At 44.0% G+C, this 24,424-nt stretch carries 7 protein-coding genes; all 7 read right to left on the reverse strand.

Annotation, left to right across the window (positions count from 1 at the left end):
- Window positions 1–143: 143 nt before the first annotated feature.
- The gene (locus HUW48_RS12360) at window positions 144–4,634 is read right to left on the reverse strand and encodes a T9SS type A sorting domain-containing protein (protein WP_182415960.1); all 4,491 of its coding nucleotides are present in this window, start codon (window positions 4,632–4,634) and stop codon (window positions 144–146) included.
- A 299-nt stretch (window positions 4,635–4,933) separates the two neighbouring features.
- Complete coding sequence (locus HUW48_RS12365; RefSeq protein WP_182415961.1) at window positions 4,934–8,500, reverse strand: T9SS type A sorting domain-containing protein; 3,567 nt, start codon at window positions 8,498–8,500, stop codon at window positions 4,934–4,936.
- A gap of 39 nt (window positions 8,501–8,539) precedes the next feature.
- A complete protein-coding gene (locus HUW48_RS12370; protein WP_182415962.1) occupies window positions 8,540–9,607 on the reverse strand; it encodes a hypothetical protein in 1,068 nt (355 codons plus the stop codon).
- A 266-nt stretch (window positions 9,608–9,873) separates the two neighbouring features.
- Complete coding sequence (locus HUW48_RS12375) at window positions 9,874–13,482, reverse strand: T9SS type A sorting domain-containing protein (RefSeq protein WP_182415963.1); 3,609 nt, start codon at window positions 13,480–13,482, stop codon at window positions 9,874–9,876.
- A 60-nt stretch (window positions 13,483–13,542) separates the two neighbouring features.
- On the reverse strand, window positions 13,543–14,607 hold the full coding sequence (locus HUW48_RS12380) for a hypothetical protein (RefSeq protein ID WP_182415964.1): 1,065 nt from the start codon (window positions 14,605–14,607) through the stop codon (window positions 13,543–13,545).
- 300 nt (window positions 14,608–14,907) lie between these two features.
- Complete coding sequence (locus tag HUW48_RS12385) at window positions 14,908–19,356, reverse strand: T9SS type A sorting domain-containing protein (protein WP_182415965.1); 4,449 nt, start codon at window positions 19,354–19,356, stop codon at window positions 14,908–14,910.
- 302 nt (window positions 19,357–19,658) lie between these two features.
- A complete protein-coding gene (locus HUW48_RS12390) occupies window positions 19,659–24,221 on the reverse strand; it encodes a T9SS type A sorting domain-containing protein (protein ID WP_182415966.1) in 4,563 nt (1,520 codons plus the stop codon).
- Window positions 24,222–24,424 lie beyond the last annotated feature (203 nt).

The raw sequence follows: 24,424 nt of genomic DNA on the forward strand, positions 1-24,424 counted from the left end.
TTTTCCTCCCCGGATAGTGGCCTTTTAATTATCTAAAAACAAAAAAGTTTTTCAATAAATCAGGTAATTAATTCCGCTCTGCCGAAGGTTTAAAAACGGGCTAATTGCCCTAGTTTTATAGAAGGCCAGCTAGCTTTAAAAAATCAATGGGTAAGCAGTAGTTTGATCATGTGGCTTTTCCTGGCTGTATCTAAGCGAAGCAAGTACATACCAGCTGTATTGTTAGCTGCCTGCCACTCCACTTCATACGTCTGCTCCGCTTTGACCTCACCCTGGAACAAAGTTGTGATTTCCCTGCCTTGGTTGTCATACACTTTTACGCTGGCGGACTGGGTTTGCGGCAGTGTAAATCTTACAGTTACTTCTCCTAGTGTTGGGTTTGGGTAAGCCATCATTGGACTTAGCTCCGTTGTTGGCTCTTTTTCCTGGTTAACTTCTCTCTCAGCTATTATGGGGATAGCTTCCGGGTCTACTTTTACCAACCAGAAATCATTTTCTCCTTGGCTGGGCTGGGTTCGGTCGCCGCTTACCCCGGAACTAGACCGTCCTCCCAGTATGTACCCGCCTTCCTCGGTGGTCCACACGGTCCGGAGTTCTTCTTCCCGGCTGCCTCCCAAGCGTTTGTCCCAGAACTTTTCACCTTTGTTATTGGTTTTGACTAACCAGTAATCGCTCGCTCCCTGAGTAGGCTGACTTTTATCTCCACCTTTTCCGGAGAAAGAAGTTCCTCCTAGTACATACCCTCCATCTTTATCAGAAATCAACGAACGCAGCGTTTCTTCTTCCCTACCACCGTAGGTTTTATCCCACTGCTTGTCTCCTGAGCTATTCACCTGCACCAACCAAAAGTCTTTCCCACCCTGGCTATCTTGGCTCTTGTCGCCGTACTTACCCGAGGCACTATAACCCGCTAGTAGGATAGTATTTTTATTTGGACGCAGCAGAGCCATCAGCTGATCCTGATCGGTGCCGCCATAACGTTTGTCCCAGCGTTTCTTTCCTTCCGAATTGGTTCTTAGCAGCCAGTAATCACTTGAACCTTGACTGGCCTGGCTTCTGTCCCCACTTCGGGAAGAAAAAGAAGTTCCTCCCACGAGTAAATCCCCATTTTCCAGCACTAGTAAATCGCCTACGTAATCGTTGGCCTTCCCTCCATAACGTTCATCCCATTCTTTACTACCCTGACCATCTAGTTTCACTAACCAGTAATCCAGACCGCCTTGGCTGGCTTGGGTTTTATCTCCACTCACCGGCGAGTCGCTGTAACCGGCTAACAAATATGTGCCCCCATACATATCTGATAGAACTGTTATTTTCTGTAAGTCTTCGGTGCCACTACCGCCATAACTCTGGTCCCAGACTTTTTCGCCGCTGTTGCTGATTTTTACTACCCAAATATCCCGACCGCCTTTACTAGAAGCGGTTTTATTTCCGCTACTACCCGATTCAGAGCCTCCGCCTAATAAGAAGCCGCCATCAGGTGTTCCAACAATGCTTTTAAGGTAGTCTTCGCCGGTGCCACCATAACGTTTGTCCCAGAGTTTGGCACCGGCTGCATCGGTTTTTACTACCCAATAGTCGCTCTTGCCATAACCATTCTGGCTTTTATCGCCTGATTTTGGAGAGTAGGAATAGCCCCCGAGCAAATACCCCCCATCCAAAGTTTTAACAACGGTAGTCAGATAATCGGAATTGCTGCCGCCGTAGCGGAGATTCCAGGCTTCCAGAGTAGAGGGAGGGAAAATACTAATTTCGGTTTCTACCAGCCAAAAGTCATAATTGCCTTTACTGTTTTCACTCTTTTCGTAACTGGAGGTGGAGTTAGAATAGCCGCCGAGCAAATAGCGTCCGTTAGGAGCAGCTATAATGGCCGTTAACTTGTCGGAATTACGTGCACCGAAACTTTTATCAACAATCTTTTGACCATTTCCATCTATCTCTACGAGCCAGTAATCTTCCCGTCCTCTGTTTTCCTCGCTTCGATCGCCACCTTGATCGGAATAAGTATAACCAGCCAGTAAATAATGACCCAATGGAGTAAGTAAGATTTCTACCGGAGTGGAGCTGTTTATTTCGCAAGCCGCACAAGGAAGAATTGAACCTCCTCCATAGGTTCTATCCCATATTTTATTACCCTTACCATCTGTTTTTACTATCCAGTATACAGAAGGTTCAAAACTAGAAACACCCGCCAACAAGTAACCACCATCGGGTGTTGAAACTAAGTCTGATAGCTTAGAGTAGTAGTCACGGGCGTACGTTTTATCCCAGAGTTGCTGGCCATGAGCGTCTATTTTTATTATCCAGTAAACACCCTGCGCGCCTACGTCTCCCGTCTCAAAACCACTTGTTCCACCCAACAAATATCCCCCATCAGGGGTGGTTATAATAGATGTTAACCTATCTTCTTGCATACTATCTGCTTCCGTAATACCAAAGGTTTTGTCCCATATTTTTTTACCCTTGCTATCTATCTTCACTACCCAATAATCCGGTGAATAACTTCCTTGTGCATCTGGTCTGCCTTTATTACTTTCACTTTTGTCGGCACTCTTACCCGATCGGGAATATCCCCCTAGTAAATACCCGCCATCAGGTGTGGTTATAATTGTAGTGAGGTTATCCTCCTGATTTCCACCAATGGTTTTATCCCATAGCTTTTTGCCCGTAGCATCTACTTTTACTAACCAGTAATCACTCGCACCTTTACTGACTTCACTTTTATCACCTTCTTTACCTGAGGAAGAGGAGCCTCCTAACAGATAACCACCATCTGTAGCAGCTATAATAATAGAAATTGTCTCGGCACCTTTGCCTCCAAAGGATTTGTCCCAAACCTTATTCTTATTTTTATCTACTTTCACGAGCCAATAATCCGAAGAGCCTTTACTAGCCATACTCTTGTCTCCAGATATACCCGAAGCAGAAGTACCTGCTAGCAAATAACCACCTTCGGGAGTAGCTACCATATCCGCCAGAATATCAGCACCATCACTTCCGATGGTTTTATCCTGTTTTTTAGGGAGCCTTTGTACCTGGAAGCTCGTGGTGTATTCCACAGGACTATAGCTATCGTTGCCAGCCTGAAATGCTTTCACTACTACCGTGCCGTACCCGGTAAATCGCAACTGCTGGCCTTTTTGAGTAGCCGGTCCGGAAATAAGCTTAAAAGTAACGGGCAAACCTGAGTTAGTCTTAGCCAAAAGGGTATACGGCGAATTGGTAAGGGCTTGGTCGGGAGGGTAAAAAGTAATAGTTTGTACTTTCTTGTTTGGGATCTGGAGCTTTACTAACCAATAATCATCGTTATTAGCTAAGCGATATTCGTTATTAGTATTGGCCAATAGAATATTACTATCACTAGTAAGCGCTAATTGAGGCCCACTTTCTACATTGGTATCCCAGAGTTTATTTCCTTTAATATCAATTTTTAAGACCCAAATGCTGCCAATACTTCTGCGGATACCCATGTCCCCGCCCCCGGCTGAACGAGAATAGCCGCTCAAAAGGTAACCACCGTCCGGAGTTTTCAGCAAAGAGGCAAGTTCATCTGATCTATTACCGCCATAAGCTTTATCCCATACTTTAGTGCCATCAGCTTTAATCTTAATAATCCAAAAATCCCCTTTTTTATCATAGTTTTCTGTTTCATCCCGGGTAGGTTCACTTCTATCTAAGCTTTTATCTGACTCGGAGATGCCACCCACCAAGTATCCTCCATCAGGTGAAATAGACATTGTAGTGAGTCTATCCTCCGCATACCCTCCGTACGTTTTATCCCATTGCTTTTTTCCCGCGGCGTTAATCTTTATTACCCAATAATCATTACAGGGCTCACTAAATTTATAACAATTACTTTTTCTTGGTTCACTTTTATCGCCGCTTTTATTTGAGTAAGAAGAGCCTCCCAGTAGATAGCCACCATCGGGAGTAGTAATCAAAGAGCTTAGTAAATCTTGGCTATCCCCTCCAAAAGTCTTTTCCCAAACTTTGCTTCCATCTGCATTCAGCTTTGATACCCAATAATCATAAGAACTGGATTCGGAATAAGTAATGCCACCTAAAATAAGACCACCATCGTTGGTTGGCTGTAGAAATGAAAATTCATCTTCACTAAAAGTTTTATCCCAGACTTTGGTACCATCGGGTTTTAACTTCACCATCCAAATACCCGTATGGGAATCCGCTTTATCACCCGATTTGTCGGAATTAGAAAAACCTGTAAGGATATAACCGCCATCATCTGTTTGTTGAATTCTTCTCAATTCATCTTTTTTATTTCCTCCGATAGTTTTATCCCAGGTTTTACTACCATTGACGTTTAGCTTAATTACCCAGTAATCAGTGCTACAGTTCTCGTCAGTACATACTCCCCGGTTGGCTTCGGATTTGTCCCCACTGATATCCGAGTTGGAGGAACCGCCTAAAATATAACCACCATCACTGGTTTGTTGTACGGAAGCTATTTTATCACTTCGGTTCCCTCCATAGGTTTTATCCCACAACTTAATTTGGGCAGTAGAAGAAGTAGTAAATTGAGACCATAACAAGAGCATAAAAACAAATCGAGAGTAGAAAGACAGGAAAGTAAAAAGATACCTACCTCTTAATAGAAGAGATACAGGTGTTTTCATTTTGGTAGGTGTTTAAAAAAGTTCGGCTAATTGAAGAACATCAAAATGAGAACTTGGCGCTTGAGGAAACAGTAAACTAGCCAGGCCACCGGGAAGGGTAAAAGGCGATTAAATAATATTTTTACAGGATTTAATCTACAAAAAATTAAACTGTAAACTAGAAAAAGCAGATCATTTTTTAAATAATGATATTTCTTAAGTTTTAATGCTGAATACAATGCTTTTTATTTCTGTAGTAAGTTCATCCAATATTCCTTAAAAAGCAGATGAATACCCAGCAGTAACAAGTGAGTAGAAACTTAATGAGCTATCAAGAGTTTAGCTGTATGGCTCTTATTTACAGAATTTAAGCGCAGTAAATACATTCCTGCAGGTTGACGACTAGTCTGCCAGTGGATTTTATTATTTTGATTGGCTATTGCTTCTCCTTGGAACAAAGTAGCCCTTTCTTTGCCCTGACTGTCGTATACCTTTACCGTAGCTACTTGCGTTTGCGGCAAAGTAAAACGGATGCTTACCTGGTCTTTAGCTGGATTAGGATAAACTCTAAGTGGACTTAGCTCTGGTTCTATTACCGGCTCTGTCCTAACGATAGCCTCTCTTTCGGCTACAATGGAGGTAGCTTCGGGCGCTACTTTCACCAGCCAATAATCTGTGCCTCCCTGACTTGGTTGGGTTCTATCTCCACTCACTCCCGAATCGGACTTTCCTCCTAACAAATAACCTCCTTCACTGGTCTGAATGACCGCTCTTAGTTCTTCTGCTCCGCTACCTCCTAAGGTTTTACTCCACTCATACTGCCCGTCTTTGTCCGCCTTTACGATCCAGTAATCACTCGAGCCTTGGCTGTCCTGTCGTTTGTTGCCGCTCCGGTTAGAAAACGACTTTCCGGCTAGCAAATACCCGCCATCTTGGGTGGGAATACTGGCTCGTAGTTCATCATCTTTCTCTCCTCCGTAGCGTTTGTCCCACACTTTCTCGCCTGTACTACTTACTTTCAAAAGCCAGTAATCTAAGCCTCCCTGACTATCTCTGGTCTTATCAAATCCGGCCGGAGAATCACTTTGCCCAGCCAGAAAGTAGGTACTTCCGGCTTTTCCTACTGAATAAGCTTCATCCTGCCCTGTACCGCCGTAGGTCTTATCCCAGAGCTGCTTGCCCTCTTTATCTACTTGTACTAACCAGAAATCACTCTTGCCGAGACTGGCTTCCGTCTTATTGCCGTTTTTACCCGACCAAGAACTACCGCCTAGTAAGAATTCACCATCCGCTGTTTGAACAATTCCGCCTAAAACTTCGTCTAAACTGCCGCCATACCGCTGATCCCAGAGTTTCTTTCCGCTGCTGCTGGTCTTGACTAACCAATAATCATTACCTCCCTGACTGTCCTGCGTTTTATCTCCACTTACGGGTGAGTTGCTGTATCCAGCTAAAATGTATTCGCCCGTAGAGAGTTGTAATACTTTCTTTAGCTCATCATAGCCACTACCCCCATAGCTCTTGTCCCACTGCTTCGTACCAGCCTTATCTACTTTTATGATCCAGTAATCCCTATCTCCTCGACTGACTTCGCTCTTATCGCCGCTCTTACCCGACAAAGAACTACCCGCCAGTAAATAACCCCCATCTTTCGTCGGAATAATCCGGTTAAGGTAATCATCACCACTTCCACCATAGCGTTTGTCCCACAGCTTTTTCCCATTCTGATCACTTTTCACCAGCCAGTAATCGTTCTTGCCCTGGCTAGACTGTGTTTTATCGCCACTTACTCTTGAAGCTGAGTAACCTCCGCTGAGATAACCACCATCACTGGTCTTGATAATCGTAGTAAAGCCTTCGTTCCCCGAACCACCATACCGTAGGTTCCATTGTGCGGTAAGGGGCAGGTCTTCTTTTACCTTGACTACCCAGTAGTCGCGTTTTCTAGAATCATACAGGAAAGTAGTATCTAGGGAAGTCTCGGTTTTATCACCTCCAATACTACCCATCGAAGAACCCGCTAGCACATAACCTCCATCCTGAGTAGGTACTGCCCCAACCAGAAAATCTGATTCCCGGCTACCAATGGTTCTATCCCAAAGCTTCGTGCCTTCTCCGTCTATCTTCACCAGCCAGTAATCTTCTGGTAAGAAAATTTCCTGATACCCTCCCCCTTCTGCTGGATACAGGATATCTTGTCCCCTAGTATTTTCGCTCTTTTCGCCCCCTTTATAAGAATCAGAAGTACCCGCTAAGAGATAATTTCCCTCCGGAGTAGAGATAATGGATTTCAGCTTGGAATTACCCGTAAACCCAGAAAAAAAGCCTCCTGCTAAAATACCGCCGTAAATTTTATCCCATACTTTCGTGCCTTTACCGTCTATCTTTATTACCCAATAGTCGTTTAATCCAGAATTAAGTCCGTAATTCAGATTACTATCGGTCTTTTCGGCTCCTTTCTCGGCACTCGAATAGCCCCCAAGTAGGTAGCCGCCATCTGGGGTGACCAGCAGAGAGGTAAGCACGGAACTACCCGCCTGGAAATGGCAATCATCCGGATCTTCAAAAGCACCACAATCTTCGTGTTCGTACGTTTCTTTTATCCCGCCATAGGTTTTATCCCAAAGCTTTGTGCCATCTTCTTTTAGGCTTATGATCCAATAATCTTCAATGCCCCGGCTCGACTGACTTTTATCCCCGCTCTTACCCGAAGCTGATGCACCGCCGACCAAATACCCGCCTTCGGGAGCGACCACCAGGCTAGCGAGTTTATCGGCTTCGCTGCCGCCGTAGCTTCTATCCCACAGCTTCTTACCCGCACCATCTACCTTAATCAGCCAATAATCACTTTTTCCCTGACTGGCCTGACTTTTATCCCCGCTTTTACCGGACCGAGAATTGCCCCCTAGTAAATAACCTCCATCTGGGGTACTTAGTACAGTAGTCAAGTTATCAGCAGCACTCCCGCCGTAAGTCTGATCCCAAAGTTTCTGACCATTCTCGTCTATTTTTACCAGCCAATAATCCGTACTCCCTTGACTCGCCTGGCTCTTGTCACAGGACTTACCCGAAGCCGAGAAACCTCCCAGCAAATACCCGCCATCAGTAGTAGCTAATATGGCAGTAAGACTATCCGCATTATTACCTCCATAAGTCTTATCCCACACTTTCGCTCCCTGGGAATCTATCTTTACCAGCCAAAAATCTCTGGAACCCTGGCCGGAACTACTTTTATCGGCGGTTTTCCCCGAACCCGAATATCCTCCTACTAAATAGCCGCCATCCGCAGTATTTACTATAGCCGTTGCAACATCCGGATTATAGCCACCCCAGGTTTTGTCCCACTGTACTTTCACTAGCTTCTTTTCTTCTACCTCAAAACTTTGCGTAGCTTCGCTTGGATTATAGGTTTCATTGCCCGCCTGAAAAGCCCGGATGGTGACGGTACCCACTCCGGCAACCGTAACAATATTGCCCTTGATTTTGGCCGGACCCGAGATTATTTTAAACGTAACCGGCAGCCCGGAACTAGCCGTAGCCGACAGTTCAAAAGGAGCATCACCGACGGCTCGGTTCAGGAAAATAGTGGGGGCAAAGGTGATATCTTGACCTTGGCGACCCTTATTATTCAGCTTTACTACCCAGTAATCGTCATATCCTTTACTGGCTTGAGTTTTATCACCACTAACGCTGGAAGAAGAAGTGCCCCCCAAAATATAGCCACCATCGCTCGTCTGCTCTAGCGAGGTAAGTTCATCGTCACTATTGCCGCCAATGGTTCTATCCCATTCTTTATTGCCATCGGGGCTTAGTTTTATTATCCAGTAATCACCCCTATAGTATCCACCTTTATTATCCTCCGTTTTATCTCCACTCCGGTTTGACATAGACGAACCACCTAGGATATATCCCCCATCTCGCGTCTGCTAGAGAGAAGTTAATACTTCTTCACCTGATCCGCCGAAGGATTTATTCCAAACCTGGGTGCCATCGGCTTTAATTTTTATAATACCAAAATTAGTAGGATCAGGTTCGTAAAGAGAAAAGACGCCATAACCCACTACGTAGTCCCCATCAGCGGTAATTTGTGGAACAAGTTGCTGACTGGAGAATTGTTCATCTATACTTTTTTCCCAAACTTTAGTACCATCGGCCTTTAATTTAATGAGGGTTAAAATACTTTGAGAATTAACATCACTGAAAGCACTGCCAATTAGGTAGCCGCCATCCGGCGTAATGATTACAGAGGCAAGATAATCGTAATACATCCCTCCATAGGTCTTATCCCATATCTTTTGGCCTTTTCCATCTATTTTTACTAACCATAAATCGCTATAACCTTTGCTAATTTCGGTTTTATCTCCGCTTTTGCCCGAGGAAGAAGTGCCTCCTAGAATATAATCGCCATCTCTGGTTTGCTGTAAGGAAGTTAACTCATCTCCACTATCTCCTCCAATGGTTTTATCCCACTCTTTCGTGCCATCTGCTTTTAATTTTACTATCCAATAATCGGTAGGGTAACCGTATTCACTTTCCTTTCCTTTATTCTCTTCGGATTTATCGCCGGATTTTCCGGAATTAGAAGAACCACCCAACATATAACCACCATCACTGGTAAGTTGAAGAGAAGTTAAATAATCGTCCCTATCTCCTCCAATGGTTTTATCCCACTCTTTGCTGCCATCTGCTTTTAGCTTCACTATCCAATAATCAGAGGTGCAATATTCACCACAGGGTCCTTTATTCGCTTGTGATTTATCATCGCTGATACCAGACCCAGAAGTACCACCTAAAATATAACCGCCATCGCTGGTCTGGTGTACTACTTTAAAATAGTCATTCCTACTACCACCAATAGTTTTGTCCCATACTTTGGTTTGGGCCTGGGAGAAGAAAGTAACTAGCAGCCCTAATAGCAGCAGAAAAGTTGCCTGGCTCCAGGAAGGAAGTAAACCCAGAATAAGTTTACTTTTAAGCAGGATAGGTGTTCTCATTATGATAGGGGTTAGAAAGAAGAAATACTAGTCGCGCATCAGAATAAAACCCTGCTGGAGGAATAGGAGGAAAATAGCTGGGTTGCCGAGAAAGTAAAATGTTACCGGCTCTATATTATAAAAATAGCTGGTAGCTAACCAACCAATAAGCTACTGAAAACCAACGGTAATAACTAACAGACCTAGTAATTAATCCTGCACCGAGGAAGGCATAAAATTAAGCTTGTTGGTCGGATTCGTTTGAAACCCAACTAACCCAAGGTAATTTAACGAGTAAGCAGGAGCTTAGAAATTTGACTTTTACCCAAGGTATGCAGGCGCAGTAAATACATTCCGGCAGCTTGATTCCTCGCATGCCAGTGAAGTTGGTAGAGCTGATTTGCTTGCGCCTGGCCTTGGAACAAAGTAGCTACTTCTCTGCCTTGGCTGTCGTACACCTGTACCGTGGCTGTTTGAGTTTGAGGAATGATAAAGCGAATATTTACTTGGTCTTGGGCCGGATTCGGATAAATCGTTAATGAATGTAGTTCTGCTTCTACTACCGGTTCTGTTAATGGCATGGCTTCCCTTTCCGCTACTATGGAGGTAGCTTCAGGAGTTACTTTCACCAGCCAGTAATCTGTGCCACCCTGGCTAGGCTGGGTTCTATCCCCACTCACCCCAGAATCCGACCGACCTCCCAGTAAGTACCCGCCATCGGAAGTATGCAGAGCCATCCGGTTTTCTTCGTATCCACTTCCTCCAAAACGCTTGTCCCATTGTTTAACCCCCGTACTGCTTGTCTTTACGATCCAGTAGTCACTCGAACCCCAATTCGGTTGGGTTTTATCCCCGCTTATGCCCGATTCGGAACGGCCTGCCAGCAAGTAGCCCCCGTCGGTGGTTAACAGAATGGTACGTAGGCCTTCGTGACCGCTACCGCCAAAGCGCTTATCCCAGATTTTAGTTCCCTCACCATTTATCTTCAGCATCCAGAAGTCTTTACCGCCTTGACTGCTCTGACTAAAGTCTCCCTGGGCACCTGAGGTACTGTGACCGGCCAGAAAGAAGTTACCCGTAGCAGTGCGGGTGCTGCCTAAATCCATCAGGTTATCTTCGCCCGCGCCCCCAAAACGTTTATCCCATAACTTCGTCCCTTTGTCATTCACCCGGACTATCCAGTAATCACTGCCGCCCCAACTCGCCTGGGTCTTATCACCGCTAATGCCCGAAAGAGAACTGCCCCCTAGCAGAAAGCCTCCGTCTAAAGTAAGTGCCAAGGCTTCCAAATTTTCGTTTAAAGAGCCGCCATAAGTCTTATCCCAGAGCTTTTTGCCATTTTTATCAATTTTCATTAACCAGTAATCCTGCTCACCGCGGCTAGCTTGGCTTTTGTCTCCGCTCACGGGTGAGTTGCTCATACCAGCTAAGATATACTCTCCAGTAGCGAGTTGCAGTACTTTTTGGAGTTCTTCTACTCCACTGCCTCCAAAACGCTTGTCCCACTGCTTTACGCCCGTACTGCTTATTTTCACTATCCAGTAATCGCGACTGCCCCGGCTAGCTTCTGTCTTATCTCCTCCATTTCCCGAAAGAGAGGAACCACCCAGCAAGTAACCGCCATCAGAAGTCTGAATGAGTGTATTCAAGTAATCCTCATCTGTTCCCCCGTAGCGTTTGTTCCAGAGTTTTTTCCCATCCTTATCACTCTTCACTATCCAGTAGTCGTTCTTGCCTTGACTCGCTTGACTTTTATCCCCGCTCATCTCCGAAGTGGAATAACCTCCTGAGAGATATCCGCCATCCGAAGTCTTGATGATGGCTGTTAAGTTATCTTTACCCGAACCGCCATACCGCTTCTCCCATTGAACCATACTAGGCAACTCTTCTTTTAGCTTTATTACCCAGTAATCGCGTTTGCCGCTGGCATACTGAAATGTTGTATCTCGGGAAGCCTCTGATTTATCCCCGCCGATGCCGTAAGCCGCCGAAGAACCCGCCAGCACGTAGCCCTCCGGAGTAGCTATTATGGTAGCTAGCTCATCATAATCTTCGCTGCCATAAGTTTTATCCCATTTCTTCGTGCCATTGCCATCAATCTTCACTAACCAATAATCTTCGGCACTTGGGAAAAAGGTGTAATATCCCCCATCCTCAGCCGGATATTCGATAATTTCTCCACATTTACTACCTTCACTTTTATCCCTTCCTTTATCTGAATCGGAGGTACCTGCTAGTAAGTAATTACCGTCTGGCGCTGCTACCATACTGCGAAGAACAGAGTTGCCCGTAATAAAATAACCGGTACTATTATCACTTTTTTCTACGGCAATACCACCGTAAGTTTTATCCCATAATTTTGTCCCTTTACTATCAATCTTTACCTCCCAATAATCTCGTAAATCAGCATTATCTATTGAATAACCTAAGTTGCTATCCGTTTTATCGGCACCTTTATCCGCATTGGAGTAGCCGCCCAGCAGGTATCCTCCATCGGGGGTAAGAAGTAGAGTAGTAAGAACCGAATGACCTATTTCCCTAAGACAACTCCCTTCACAATTGTCTAATTGGTAAGTTTCTGTTATCCCTCCAAAGGTTTTATCCCAGAGTTTGGTACCGTTTTCACTCACACGTACTACCCAGTAATCTTCTACACCGCGACGGTCTTGACTTTTATCGCCGTTCTCATCCGAAGCAGAAGAACCACCTAGCAAAAAGCCACCATCCGGAGTAGCTATTATGGCGGTCAGTCCATCGCTGCTGCTGCCCCCGAAGGTCTTATCCCATAATTTTGCTCCCTGGGCATCTATCTTTACCAGCCAAAAATCCGTAGCAGGGTAACCATTTTGATTAGGGGTTCCCCGGTTCGGTTCACTCTTATCTCCGTTTTTCCCCGAAGAGGAAGAACCGCCGAGTAAAAAGGAATTATCCGGCAAAGCAACCAACGTGGAAAGGTAATCATATTCATTACCTCCTAATGTTTTATCCCAGATCTTTTGCCCGTTGCCATCTATTTTAATGATCCAATAATCGTTTTGCCCGCGGCTTTCTTCACTTTTCTCCCCACTTTTACCTGAACGGGAACGCCCCCCCAACAAATAACCGCCATCAGCAGTAGGTATTAGGGCGGTAAGTTCATCACGGTCATTTCCGCCAAAAGTTTTATCCCAAAGCTTATTGCCCTGCTGATCCACCTTTACCACCCAATAATCAGATCCGCCCCGACTAGCTTCGGACTTGTCACCACTCTTGCCTGACTCCGAGCTACCGCCCAGTAAGTAACCTCCACCCGGTGTAGTCACCATAGCAGTTAGAACATCCGGGTTATAGCCACCCAAGGTTTTATCCCATAAATTAATAGGATTTGTTAGCTCCACAAAAAAAGTTTGGATAGCGGAGGCAGGATTATAGATAGCATTTCCCGCTTGTAAGGCTTCAATCGTTATTATACCCGGCCCGGTAAGGGTTAAAATATTCCCATTCAAAGTAGCTGCTCCGGTTACCACCCGAAAGGTAATAGGCAGATCGGAACTAGCCTTAGCATAAAGAGCAAAAGGTGCATCGCCATAAGTTTTATCCAAAATAGGATTAAAAGTAATATTTTGATTTAACCGGTTGCTACTGTCGAGTTTCACTATCCAGTAATCCGTAGAATTAACAGAACCTTTGTTAGCTTCTGATTTATCTCCCCCTACACCAGAAGAAGAGTAGCCACCTAGAATATAGCCGCCATCAACTGTCTGTTCCAATGACGTTAGTACATCGATTTGATTACTACCAATCGTTTTATCCCAAACTTTCGTACCGGTGGCATTAAGTTTTACTACCCAGTAATCGGCACCTTTTCCTTTAGGAGCTTCGGTTTTATCGCCCCCCATACCAGATAAAGTCCACACTCCCAGAATATACCCACCATCCTTGGTCTGCTGAAGCGAGTATAACTCATCCCAACTATCTCAGCCAATGGTCTTATCCCATTCTTTAGTACCATTGGCACCTATCTTTACTACCCAATAATCCGCATTTCCTCCTTTAGATGCTTCTGTTTTATCGCCGCTGATGCCGGAAAAAGAATAACCACCCACAATATACCCACCATCCTTGGTCAGTTGCAGCGCATGTAAGTCATCCCTACTATTTCCGCCCAAGGTTTTGTCCCAGGTTTTGGTCCCATTAGGTGTTAGCTTTACTATCCAGTAATCATCATCACTGCTACTATCTTTACTAGCTTCCGATTTATCCCCGCTGATGCCGGAGCGAGAATGGCCGCCCAGAATATAGCCCCCATTGCCAGTTTGCTGGACCGAGGATAAATAGTCGGAATCATTTCCGCCCAAAATTTTATCCCAGACTTTGGTGCCATCGGCTTGTAGCTTTATTATCCAGTAGTCGTAGCTGCCTTTACTTGCCTGAGTTTTATCACTATTCTTATTGGAAGAAGAAGAACCGCCCAGGATATAACCGCCATCAATCGTTTCCTGAACCGAAGTTAACTCATCCGAATCGGTGCCGCCAAAGGTTTTATCCCAGGCTTTGCTACCGTTGGCATCCAGTTTTACAACCCAATAATCAGAGTAACCTTTGGCATCTTGCGATTTATCGCCCCCTTTTCCGGATTCAGAATTACCTCCCAGAATATACCCACCATCCTTAGTCTGCTGCAGAGAAAATAAATAATCACTTTTACTTCCCCCAAATGTTTTGTCCCAAGCTTTAGAACCATCCGCATTCAACTTTAACACCCAGTAATCAAAGTTTCCTTTGTTTGCTTGCGATTTATCGATCCCAGGCTGGGAATTAGAAGAGCCACCCAGGATATAGCCCCCATCACTGGTTTGTTGTACGATTTTTAATTCATCTGTGCCATTTCCTCCTAAGGTCTTATCCCAAACTTTAGTTTGGGCGAGAGAGGCGAAAGAAATAAACAACTCTATTAACAGCAACAAGGCTACCCGATACTTGTCAGGTTTTAAGCTGAAAAGAAGCCTGATTTGAAGAAAAAAGAATAAAGTTGTTTTCATTGGGAGATGGTTTTACGGGGTAGAAACACTAACCGGGCATCAGAAGGAAGAACTGGCTGGAAGAAAGAAATGAATCTAACCAGATTGCCGAGAAGGAGAAGACAGAAAGCACCAAAGCAACAAGCTTCTTTTTAAAGAAAAGATGCAGTGAGGCAACTTGGGAATATACCAAAAAATAAATAATAAACCTAATTAGCTACAAAGGTAACCCCATACCTAGCAAGCCATACATTTAGGTTAGCTGACCTAGGTTCTATTACGGAACCGAGACTAGCTAACCATACAAATTAGCATGATCTATTAGCGGGTGAGCAGGAGTTTGGTAGTGTGGCTTGTCCCGGGAGTATGTAGTTGTAGCAGGTATATACCCGCAGCTTTAATACCAACATGCCATTCTACTTGATAAGTTTGATTCGCTTGCGCTTTCCCTTGGAATAAAGTACTAATTTCTCTGCCCTGACTGTCGTATACCTTTACGGTTGCGACTTGTTTTTGGGGTAATGTAAAGCTTACAGTTACTTGCTCCTGGGCTGGATTCGGGTAAACGGTTAAGGAGCGTATCCCCGCTTCAATAATTGGTTCTGCCACCAGTGTTGCTTCTCTCTCGGCCACTATCGCAGAAGCTTCCGGAACTACTTTCACCAGCCAGTAATCACTACCACCTTGGCTTGGCTGGGTTCTGTCGCCACTTACCCCCGAATCGGATTTTCCACCCAACAAGAAACCCCCTTCTTGGGTCTGAATCACGGCTCTTAATTCTTCGGCTTCACTACCGCCAAAAGTTTTGCTCCACTGATACTGTCCCTCTTTATCTGTTTTCACAATCCAGTAATCACTTGAGCCTTGACTATCTTGCCGTTTGTTGCCGCTCTTGTTGGAAAACGACTTTCCGGCCAGCAAGTACCCGTCACCTTGAGTGGGAATACTGGCTCTTAGCTCATCATCTTTATCGCCACCATAACGCTTGTCCCACACCTTTTCTCCCGTGCTGGTTACTTTCAAGAGCCAGTAATCCAAGCCTCCCTGACTATCTCTGGTTTTATCAGCTCCTGCCGGAGAGTCACTCTGCCCGGAGATAAAGTAGTAACTGGTCTCGCCCTGCCCTAAGGAATAGGCTTCATCTTCTCCACTCCCGCCGTAAGCTTTATCCCAAAGTTTATTGCCATTCTTATCTAAGTTAATTAGCCAGAAGTCACTACCGCCCCGACTTATCTCACTCTTGTCGCCACTTTTACCCGATAAGGAGCTGCCTCCTAAAAGAAATCCACCATTTGCAGTTTGGACAATACCGGTCAAAGTTTCATTTAAGCTACCACCATAGCGTTTGTCCCAGAGTTTCTCTCCCTTACTGCTAATCTTAACTAACCAGTAATCATTACCTCCCCAACTCGCTTGACTCTTATCTCCACTCACGGGGGAATTACTGTACCCAGCTAATATGTACTCTCCCGTACTCAGTTGAAATACTTTCTTTAATTCATCCGAGCCACTTCCCCCAAAGCTCTTGTCCCACTCTTCAGTGCCTTCTTTATCAATCTTGACAATCCAGTAATCTCGACCTCCTCGATTGGCTTCTGTTTTAACTCCTCCTTTTCCGGACAAGGAACTACCTACCAGTAAATAACCGCCATCATTGGTGAGAATTATTTGGTTCAGGTAATCATCTTCAGAGCCACCATACCTCTTATCCCAGAGCTTTTTCCCATCTGAATTACTTTTTACAATCCAGTAGTCATTTTTACCCTGGCTTGCTTGGCTTTTATCGCCACTTACTCCCGAAGCCGAATAACCACCCGATAAGTAACCACCATCCACTGTCCTGATAATTGTAGTTAAGCCTTCGTTGCCTGCCCCTCCATAACGCAGGTCCCATTGTGCCGCTAAAGGCAGTTCCTCTTTTATCTTTACTACCCAGTAGTCACCTCTTCCACTTTGACGAGGACTCCAATTTGGCTCACTCCTATCGCCATTGGCATCTGAATCAGAAGTGCCCCCTAGTAAATAATTACCATCCTGAGAAGCCAGTATAGTAGTAAAACTTTCTTGTTCGTTTCCACCTAAGGTCTTATCCCATATCTTTTCTCCTTTATTATCTATCTTTACCACCCAATAATCGCCAAATAATGTACCTCCCCGGTTATGCCCACTTTTATCTTCCCCAACACCCGAAACCGAAGAACCACCCAGAAGATAGCCATTATCCGGAGTAGTTACTAAAGCGGTAAGATTATCAAAATCCTTTCCTCCAATGGATTTATCCCAAATCTTTTTACCAGCAGCATCTATTTTAATTACCCAGTAATCATATCCACCTCTGCTGCCTTCGCTTTTATCTCCGGATTTACCAGAAGCAGAAACACCACCTAGCAAATACCCGCCATCCGAGGTAGTTACCATGGCCCTAAGGTAATCTACACTATGCCCACCTAAGGTTTTATCCCATATCTTATTACCACTCTTATCTATCTTTATTACCCAATAATCTTCCGGATAAGTATCGTTTCCAGTTGGTGTCCCCCAGTTATTTTCACTTTTATCCCCACTCTTACCGGACAAAGAGGTACCCCCCAAAAGATATCCACCAACTGAAGCTACCTCAATTGAGGAAAGTAAATCACTGCCATTTCCACCGTAAGTTTTATCCCATACCTTATTTCCCTTGCTATCTATCTTCACTACCCAGTAATCATATCCATCCCCGATACTACCTGAACCAGATGTACCGCCCAGCAAATAACCTCCATCTGGTGTAGCTACCATGGCTTCCAGGTAATTATTAGATCCATAATTACCGAAGGTCTTATCCCATTCCTTGGTACCATTGCTACTAATCTTAACTATCCAGTAAAGATTACTTGAATCAAAATTGGAAGTTCCACCAATTAGATAACCCCCATCAACAGTGATTATGATACTAGAAAGTGTGGCCCCTAAATCTCCCTTTTCATCTAAGGTTATGTCCCAAATCTTTGTCCCATTCTTATCCATCTTTACGAGCCAATACCCCCTTTTCTCTGCACTTTTATCCCCGCTTTTATGAGAATCAGAGTTACCTGCCAATAAATAACCACCATCTGGCGTCGCTATCATTGCGCCAAGTCGATCATATTTCTCTCCTCCGAAGCGTTTATCCCAAACTTTTGTAACCGGGGCAAGTTTATCCACCAAAATAATTTGGGTAACTTCCGGAGCGGAGTTATATATTCCATTACCAGCCTGAGATGCTTTTACTACAATCTTACCTACACCCGTAAGTTTAAGCGTATTGCCGCTAAGAGCAGCCGGACCAGACACTAGTGAAAAAGTAACGGGCAACCCCGAACTGGCTTTCGCCGAAAGAATAAAAGGAGCATCGCCCAAGGTTTTGGTAATAAGGGGAGTAGAGTATGAAATAGTTTGAGCTTTTTTTTCCTTTATCTTAATTATCCAATAATCCCGATAACCTTTACTGGCCTGGCTTTTATCTCCGCTAATACCTGATTCCGAAGCACCTCCTAATAGATACTCATTCTTCCCGGCTGCTATTAAAGCAGAATGGTAATCGTTGCTATTTCCCCCAAAGGTTTTATCCCACAACTTATTTCCGGTTGCATCAATCTTAACCAGCCAGAAATCATTACCTCCCTGGCCAGCCTCGCTTTTATCTCCTCCTACACCTGAAACAGAACTGCCACCCAGCAAATAACCATCTTGTGTTTTTAAAACAGTTGTTAATACATCGTTCTCTTTACCTCCATATGTTATATCCCACTGCTTTAAACCACTCGCATCTACTTTAATTATCCAATAATCGATACCACCTTTACTTGGTTCGCTCTTAACTTTGCCCGCAGCAGAAGGAGAATGACCACACAGTAAAAAACCACTATCTGAAGTTGGGGTAATGGCAACAAGATTGTCTTCGGTCGAACTTTCACCAAAGGCCTTATCCCATAGCTGTTTACCATCCTTGTCTATCTTCACTATCCAATAATCATTTGGCGTACCGTTACATCGAATCATATTTCCTCCCAGCAAATACCCCCCATCTGCAGTCGGTACAACGGTGAACAGCCTTTGGTTACATCCATCTTTTCTTTTATAAGTATAACTCCATATTTCTTTACCAGAAGCATCTAGTTTAAGCACATTAAATTTTTCGGTTGTATACCCAATAGTTCCGCCTAAAATAAAACCACCATCTGGAGTAGCTAAAACCGATTGAAGCTGGTCATTAATAGACCTCTCAAAACTTTTATCCCATACTTTATTTCCGGAGGCATCTATTTTTACAATCCAATAATCATAGGAGCATTCATAATCATCGCAAAAGTTTTCATTAGGTTCCGTCTTATCACCACTTATTCCAGATTCCGAAAAACCTCCCAGTAAATAACCACCTCCTGGTAAATTTATTAAAGTTGTAAGACGATCGTATCTGTCTCCCCCAAAGGTTTTATCCCATTGTTTTATACCTTGGGCTGATAATTTTACGACCCAATAATCAGCAATTCCTCTGCTGGTTTGGCTTTTATCCTTATCCTTGTCCGATTCGGAAGTTCCGCCTAACAGATAGCCTCCGTCCGGGGTAGCTATCATCACCGATAGTTCATCCGAAAGACTTCCGCCGAAAGTTCTGTCCCAGACTTTAGTTTGGGCTTGCGAATGAAATGCCGATTGTAAAAAAAACAGGAAAATGAATGATAATCGGTTATAACTGATTGGTAATACCAAGATTTGCTGGGGTTGCCGGAGAATAGAAGTACTCATAATGTAAGAGTATTATTAAATGAGGTAATTAAATAATAACCAATCAGAGAAATATAGCCCAACTAAGAATATAGAAGATAGTCTAGCCAGAAAGTTGAGCAGCATTAAACGGCTGTTGAATTGATCCATGTTTTTAAGAAACAGAGCCGCTAAACAACCTAAGACTTTATAAGAAAAAAGAGTTAAAAACTATTCCCCTAAGCAACTAATTACACCTTAAAAATGCACAAGAACTTTAATAATAAGTATCCAATTTTTCATAAAACCCGCACCAAGTAGTCAAATTAAGTAACAGAAAGTTTTCAACGAGAAAGCAAGAGTTTAACAATTTGATTTTTATCTAAGGTGTGCAATTGTAACAGATACATACCCGCAGGTTGGTTACGAGCTTGCCAGTCTATTTTGTAAGTTTGATTTGCTTTTGCCTCCCCTTGGAACAAAGTAGTTACCGTTATACCTTGGCCATCATACACCTTTAAGGTAGCATCTTGGGTTTGCGGTAAAGTAAAACGAACTGTTATTACCTCTGAAAACGGATTCGGAAAACCTTGGAGTACGTTTAGTTTCTCTTTCGACTCAGCTACAATCATTACCTCTCTCTCGGCTACAATAGGCTTAGCTTCGGGAGCTACTTTTACTAGCCAGTAATCACTTCCTCCCTGGCTAGGCTGCGTTCTATCGCCACTCACTCCTGAATTCGACTTACCTCCCAGCAAGAAACCACCATCGTTGGTTTGCAGCACGGCTCTTAACTCTTCGGCACTACTGCCCCCAAAAGTTTTACTCCATTGGTACTGTCCGTCTTTGTCCGTTTTCACGATCCAGTAATCACTGGAGCCTTGGCTGTCTTGCCGTTTGTTGCCACTCATGTTGGAGAAGGACTTGCCGGCTAGTAAGTACCCGCCATCACTGGTCCGTAGACTGGCTCGTAGTTCTTCATCCAACGTGCCTCCAAAGCGCTTGTCCCAGATTTTAGCGCCGCTACTTGTTACTTTAATAAACCAGAAATCTTTACCCCCCTGGCTATCACGGGATTTATCTAATCCTGCTGGGGAATCACTCTGCCCGGAGATAAAGTAGTAACTGGTCTCGCCCTGCCCTAAGGAATAGGCTTCATCTTCTCCACTCCCGCCGTAAGCTTTATCCCAAAGTTTGTTACCATTCTTATCTAAGTTAATTAGCCAGAAGTCACTTCCGCCCCGACTTATCTCACTCTTGTCGCCACTTTTACCCGATAAGGAGCTGCCTCCTAAAAGAAATCCACCATTTGCAGTTTGGACAATACCGGTCAAAGTTTCATTTAAGCTACCACCATAGCGTTTGTCCCAGAGTTTCTCTCCCTTACTGCTAATCTTAACTAACCAGTAATCATTACCTCCCCAACTCGCTTGACTCTTATCTCCACTCACGAGGGAATTACTGTAGCCTGCCAGAATGAACTCGCCTGTACTTAGTTCAAGCACTTTTTTGAGTTCATCCGAGCCACTACCTCCGTATTTCTTATCCCACTCTTTCGTACCGGCTTTATCTATTTTTATGATCCAGTAGTCCCGGTCGCCTTGACTTGTTTCTATTTTGTCACCACCTTTCCCAGACAAGGAACTACCCGCCAATAAATAACCGCTATCTTTGGTTTGTATGATCCGGTTCAGGTAATCATCTTCAGAGCCACCATAACGCTTATCCCAGAGCTTTTTACCGTCTTTATCACTCTTCAAAATCCAATAATCGTTTTTACCCTGACTAGCTTGGCTTTTATCGCCACTTACTCCCGAACTAGAATACCCACCCGATAAGTAACCACCATCCACTGTCCTGATGATTGTAGTAAAGCTTTCGTTTCCGGATCCACCGTAACGCATATCCCACTGTGCCGTTAATGGTAATTCCTCTTTGATCTTGACCAGCCACCAGTCTCCTCTTTGGCTGCCGTTAAGCTCGCGCCCTGATTCACTTTTGTCGCCATTGGCCCCTGATCTAGAGCTACCGCCCACTAAATAACTGCCATCCTGGGCGGCAACTAAGCTAACAAGATTCTCACTGTCATCTCCCCCTAAGGTTTTATCCCATAGCTTTTGTCCTTTCGAATCTATTTTTATCAGCCAATAGTCCCCTGATTGAAAATAAAGGCCACCGCGGTATTCCCCCGTTTTATCTCCTCCAATATTGGAATCGGAATCACCTCCCAGTAAATACCCCCCATCTGAAGTAGGAAGCAGAACAGTAAGTGCATCTGTTTGTTTACTACCAAAGGTTTTATCCCATACTTTTTTACCCTTGGAATTTAGCTTCACTACCCAATAATCTGGAGTGATATTATCAAATTCATCCAGGTTACCTTTATTTCCTTCCGTCTTATCGCCACCCTTATCTGAATAAGAAGAACCACCCACCAGGTAACCGCCATCTGCTGTATTCACCATGGCAGTAAGATTATCAAATTTATCTGCCCCGAAGGTTCTATCCCACACCTTTTTGCCGGTAGCATCTAGCTTCACTACCCAATAATCAGAGAAATAACCATCCTCATTCGGATTATCTTTTTTGTTTTCACTTTTGTCGCCACCTTTATCCGAATTAGAAGAACCACCCACCAGATAACCACCGTCTGGAGTGGCAACTAATGAGGCTAAATAATCATCTTGCTTACCTCCCAGGGTTTTGTCCCAAAGCTTATTCCCCGCTGCATCCACTTTTAGTACCCAATAATCTCTTCCTCCACGAGGAGGTTCGGTTTTATCCTTCCCCTTTATTTCATTAGTAGTCCCCCCTAGTAAATAACCGCCATCCGATGTTGCTATCATTGCTGAAAGAAGAGCCGGCCCCCTAAATTGTCTCTCCCACTCCTTTGTTCCCTCCTTATCCGTTTTAAAAAGATAAAAATCCTGCGATTCATCATCCATACTTAGCAAACCCAAAGAACCACCAAACAAGTAACCGCCATCGGAAGCCATTACTCCTAAAGACAGTCTTCTGTCATCGTTACCACCCAAGTCTTTATCCCATTCTGTCTGACCTTTGCTATCTATTTTTACTATTCTAAATCCGGCTTCCTGGTACATGTATAGTCGGGATATCCCGCCTAGTAAATGCCCACCATCCGAGGTAGTTATTACAGTAGTAAGTTCGTCGTTATACCGCCGGCTAAAGGTTTTATCCCATACCTTAGTAACCGGAATAGAGGGATCAACGAGAATAATTTGAGTACCGTCAAGAGCTGCGCTATAGGTGTTATTACCGGCTTGAGATGCTTTTATCGTGACTTTACCCACTCCAGTGAGAGAAAGCGTATTATTGGTAAGGGTAGCAGGGCCAGATTCAACGCGAAAAGTAACCGGCAAACCGGAACTAGCTTTAGCCAAGAGAATAAAGGGTACTTCTCCGTAGGTTTTGGTAAGCAGAGGAGAATTAAAAGTAATGGTTTGACTTTTTTTATTTGTATCCTCCACTTTCAATACCCAGTAATCATTGCTCCCTTTACTTTCCTGCGTTTTGTCCTCGCTAATACCTTGGCTGGAAGTCGTACCCAATAAATAGTTTTCGTCAGGTGTTACAACCAGAGAAACATGATTGAGGGCATAACCACCGTCACCAAAAGTTTTATCCCAAACTTTCGTTCCATTCTCTTTTACCTTGACAAGCCAACAGCCAGATTTGTCCTCACTTTTGTCGGCTCCTTTACGCCGACTAGAAAAGCCTGCCAATACAAATCCGCCACTAGGCAAAGCTATCATAGCTGTAAGGCTACCGGCACTATAGCTTTTATCCCAGACCTTTTTACCGTTACTATCTAACTTTACTATCCAATATCCACCCTTGGCTTCACTCTTCTCGCCACTTATGTTTGAATTAGAAGAACCGCCAACTAAGTACCCTCCATCAGCGGTAAACAACATAGAATAAAGTTCATCCTTTAATGTTCCTCCTATTGTTTTGTCCCAGAGCTTTTTACCATCAGTATCTATTTTTACTACCCAGTAATCACCCTTATTGTTGAGAATATCCGCCGCATCCCGGCTAGCTTCACTCTTATCCCCACTTATTTCTGACTCTGAAAAACCGCCGAGTAAGTAACCACTATCCTTAGTTACAATCAGGGAGGTTAGTTTATCGTTTTTATTGCCTCCAAATGTTTTGTCCCATATCTTAGTACCATTAGCATCTATCTTAACTACCCAATAATCATAACTACAGTACTGTTCACATCCAGCTCCATTTACTTCACTTTTATCTTCGCCTTCCCCTGAATTAGAAGAACCTCCCAGTAAAAACCCACCATCGGAGGTAGATACCGAAGCAGTAAGGTCATCATAACCTTTTCCCCCAAAGGTTCTATCCCATACTTTATTTCCGTTCGCATCTATTTTCACGACCCAATAGTCTGGAGTATCGTAAAAACTGCCTTGCAAGGTGCCTCTGTTGTTTTCACTCTTATCGCCACTCTTGCCCGAATAGGAAGAGCCCCCCAGCAAATAGCCGCCATCCGGTGTAGCCACTAAAGCATGAAGCTCATCACTACTATTACCGCCGAAAGTTTTATCCCACAATTTATTTCCGTTCACATCTATTTTTACTACCCAGTAATCATAACTCAACGGGTCATTTGATCCTCGCTCAGGTTCACTCTTATCGCCACTTTTACCCGAGTAGGAACTACCCCCCAGCAAATAGCCGCCATCAGATGTAGCCACCATTGCCGTGAAGTTATCCTCTTTATCGCCGCCAATAGTTTTGTCCCACACTTTTGTTTGAGCTCGAGCAAAGAAGCTTATCAGTAGCCATAAAAACAACAAAAGAGTTAACTGAACCCAAAAATGAGGTTTAGCAGCAAGCCCTTCTTTCCTAATTGATAAAGATGTTTTCATTACTGTAAGGGTTTTGAAGAGAAGATAAATACTAATTCAAAATAGGTTTAAAATGCCGTCGGAAAGAAGTAAGAGGAAAATAAGAGGTCTGCTAGACGATTTAACTACTACCACTTCAACCTGTTTTATAGAAATATCTGGTTACTAAAACAACAAAGTAATAAACTGATAAACAGAGATAAAAGCTAAACACATTCTCTTGT

The organism is Adhaeribacter radiodurans (assembly GCF_014075995.1).
Classification (GTDB): Bacteria; Bacteroidota; Bacteroidia; order Cytophagales; family Hymenobacteraceae; genus Adhaeribacter; species Adhaeribacter radiodurans.

What these genes read in the sequence shown, in the direction of transcription:
- HUW48_RS12360 (WP_182415960.1), bottom strand. Translation starts at nt 4,634, where the DNA reads ATGAAAACACCTGTATCTCTTCTATTAAGAGGTAGGTATCTTTTTACT.
- HUW48_RS12365 (WP_182415961.1), bottom strand. Translation starts at nt 8,500, where the DNA reads ATGTCAAACCGGAGTGGAGATAAAACGGAGGATAATAAAGGTGGATAC.
- HUW48_RS12385 (WP_182415965.1), bottom strand. Translation starts at nt 19,356, where the DNA reads ATGAGTACTTCTATTCTCCGGCAACCCCAGCAAATCTTGGTATTACCA.
- HUW48_RS12380 (WP_182415964.1), bottom strand. Translation starts at nt 14,607, where the DNA reads ATGAAAACAACTTTATTCTTTTTTCTTCAAATCAGGCTTCTTTTCAGC.
- HUW48_RS12390 (WP_182415966.1), bottom strand. Translation starts at nt 24,221, where the DNA reads ATGAAAACATCTTTATCAATTAGGAAAGAAGGGCTTGCTGCTAAACCT.
- HUW48_RS12370 (WP_182415962.1), bottom strand. Translation starts at nt 9,607, where the DNA reads ATGAGAACACCTATCCTGCTTAAAAGTAAACTTATTCTGGGTTTACTT.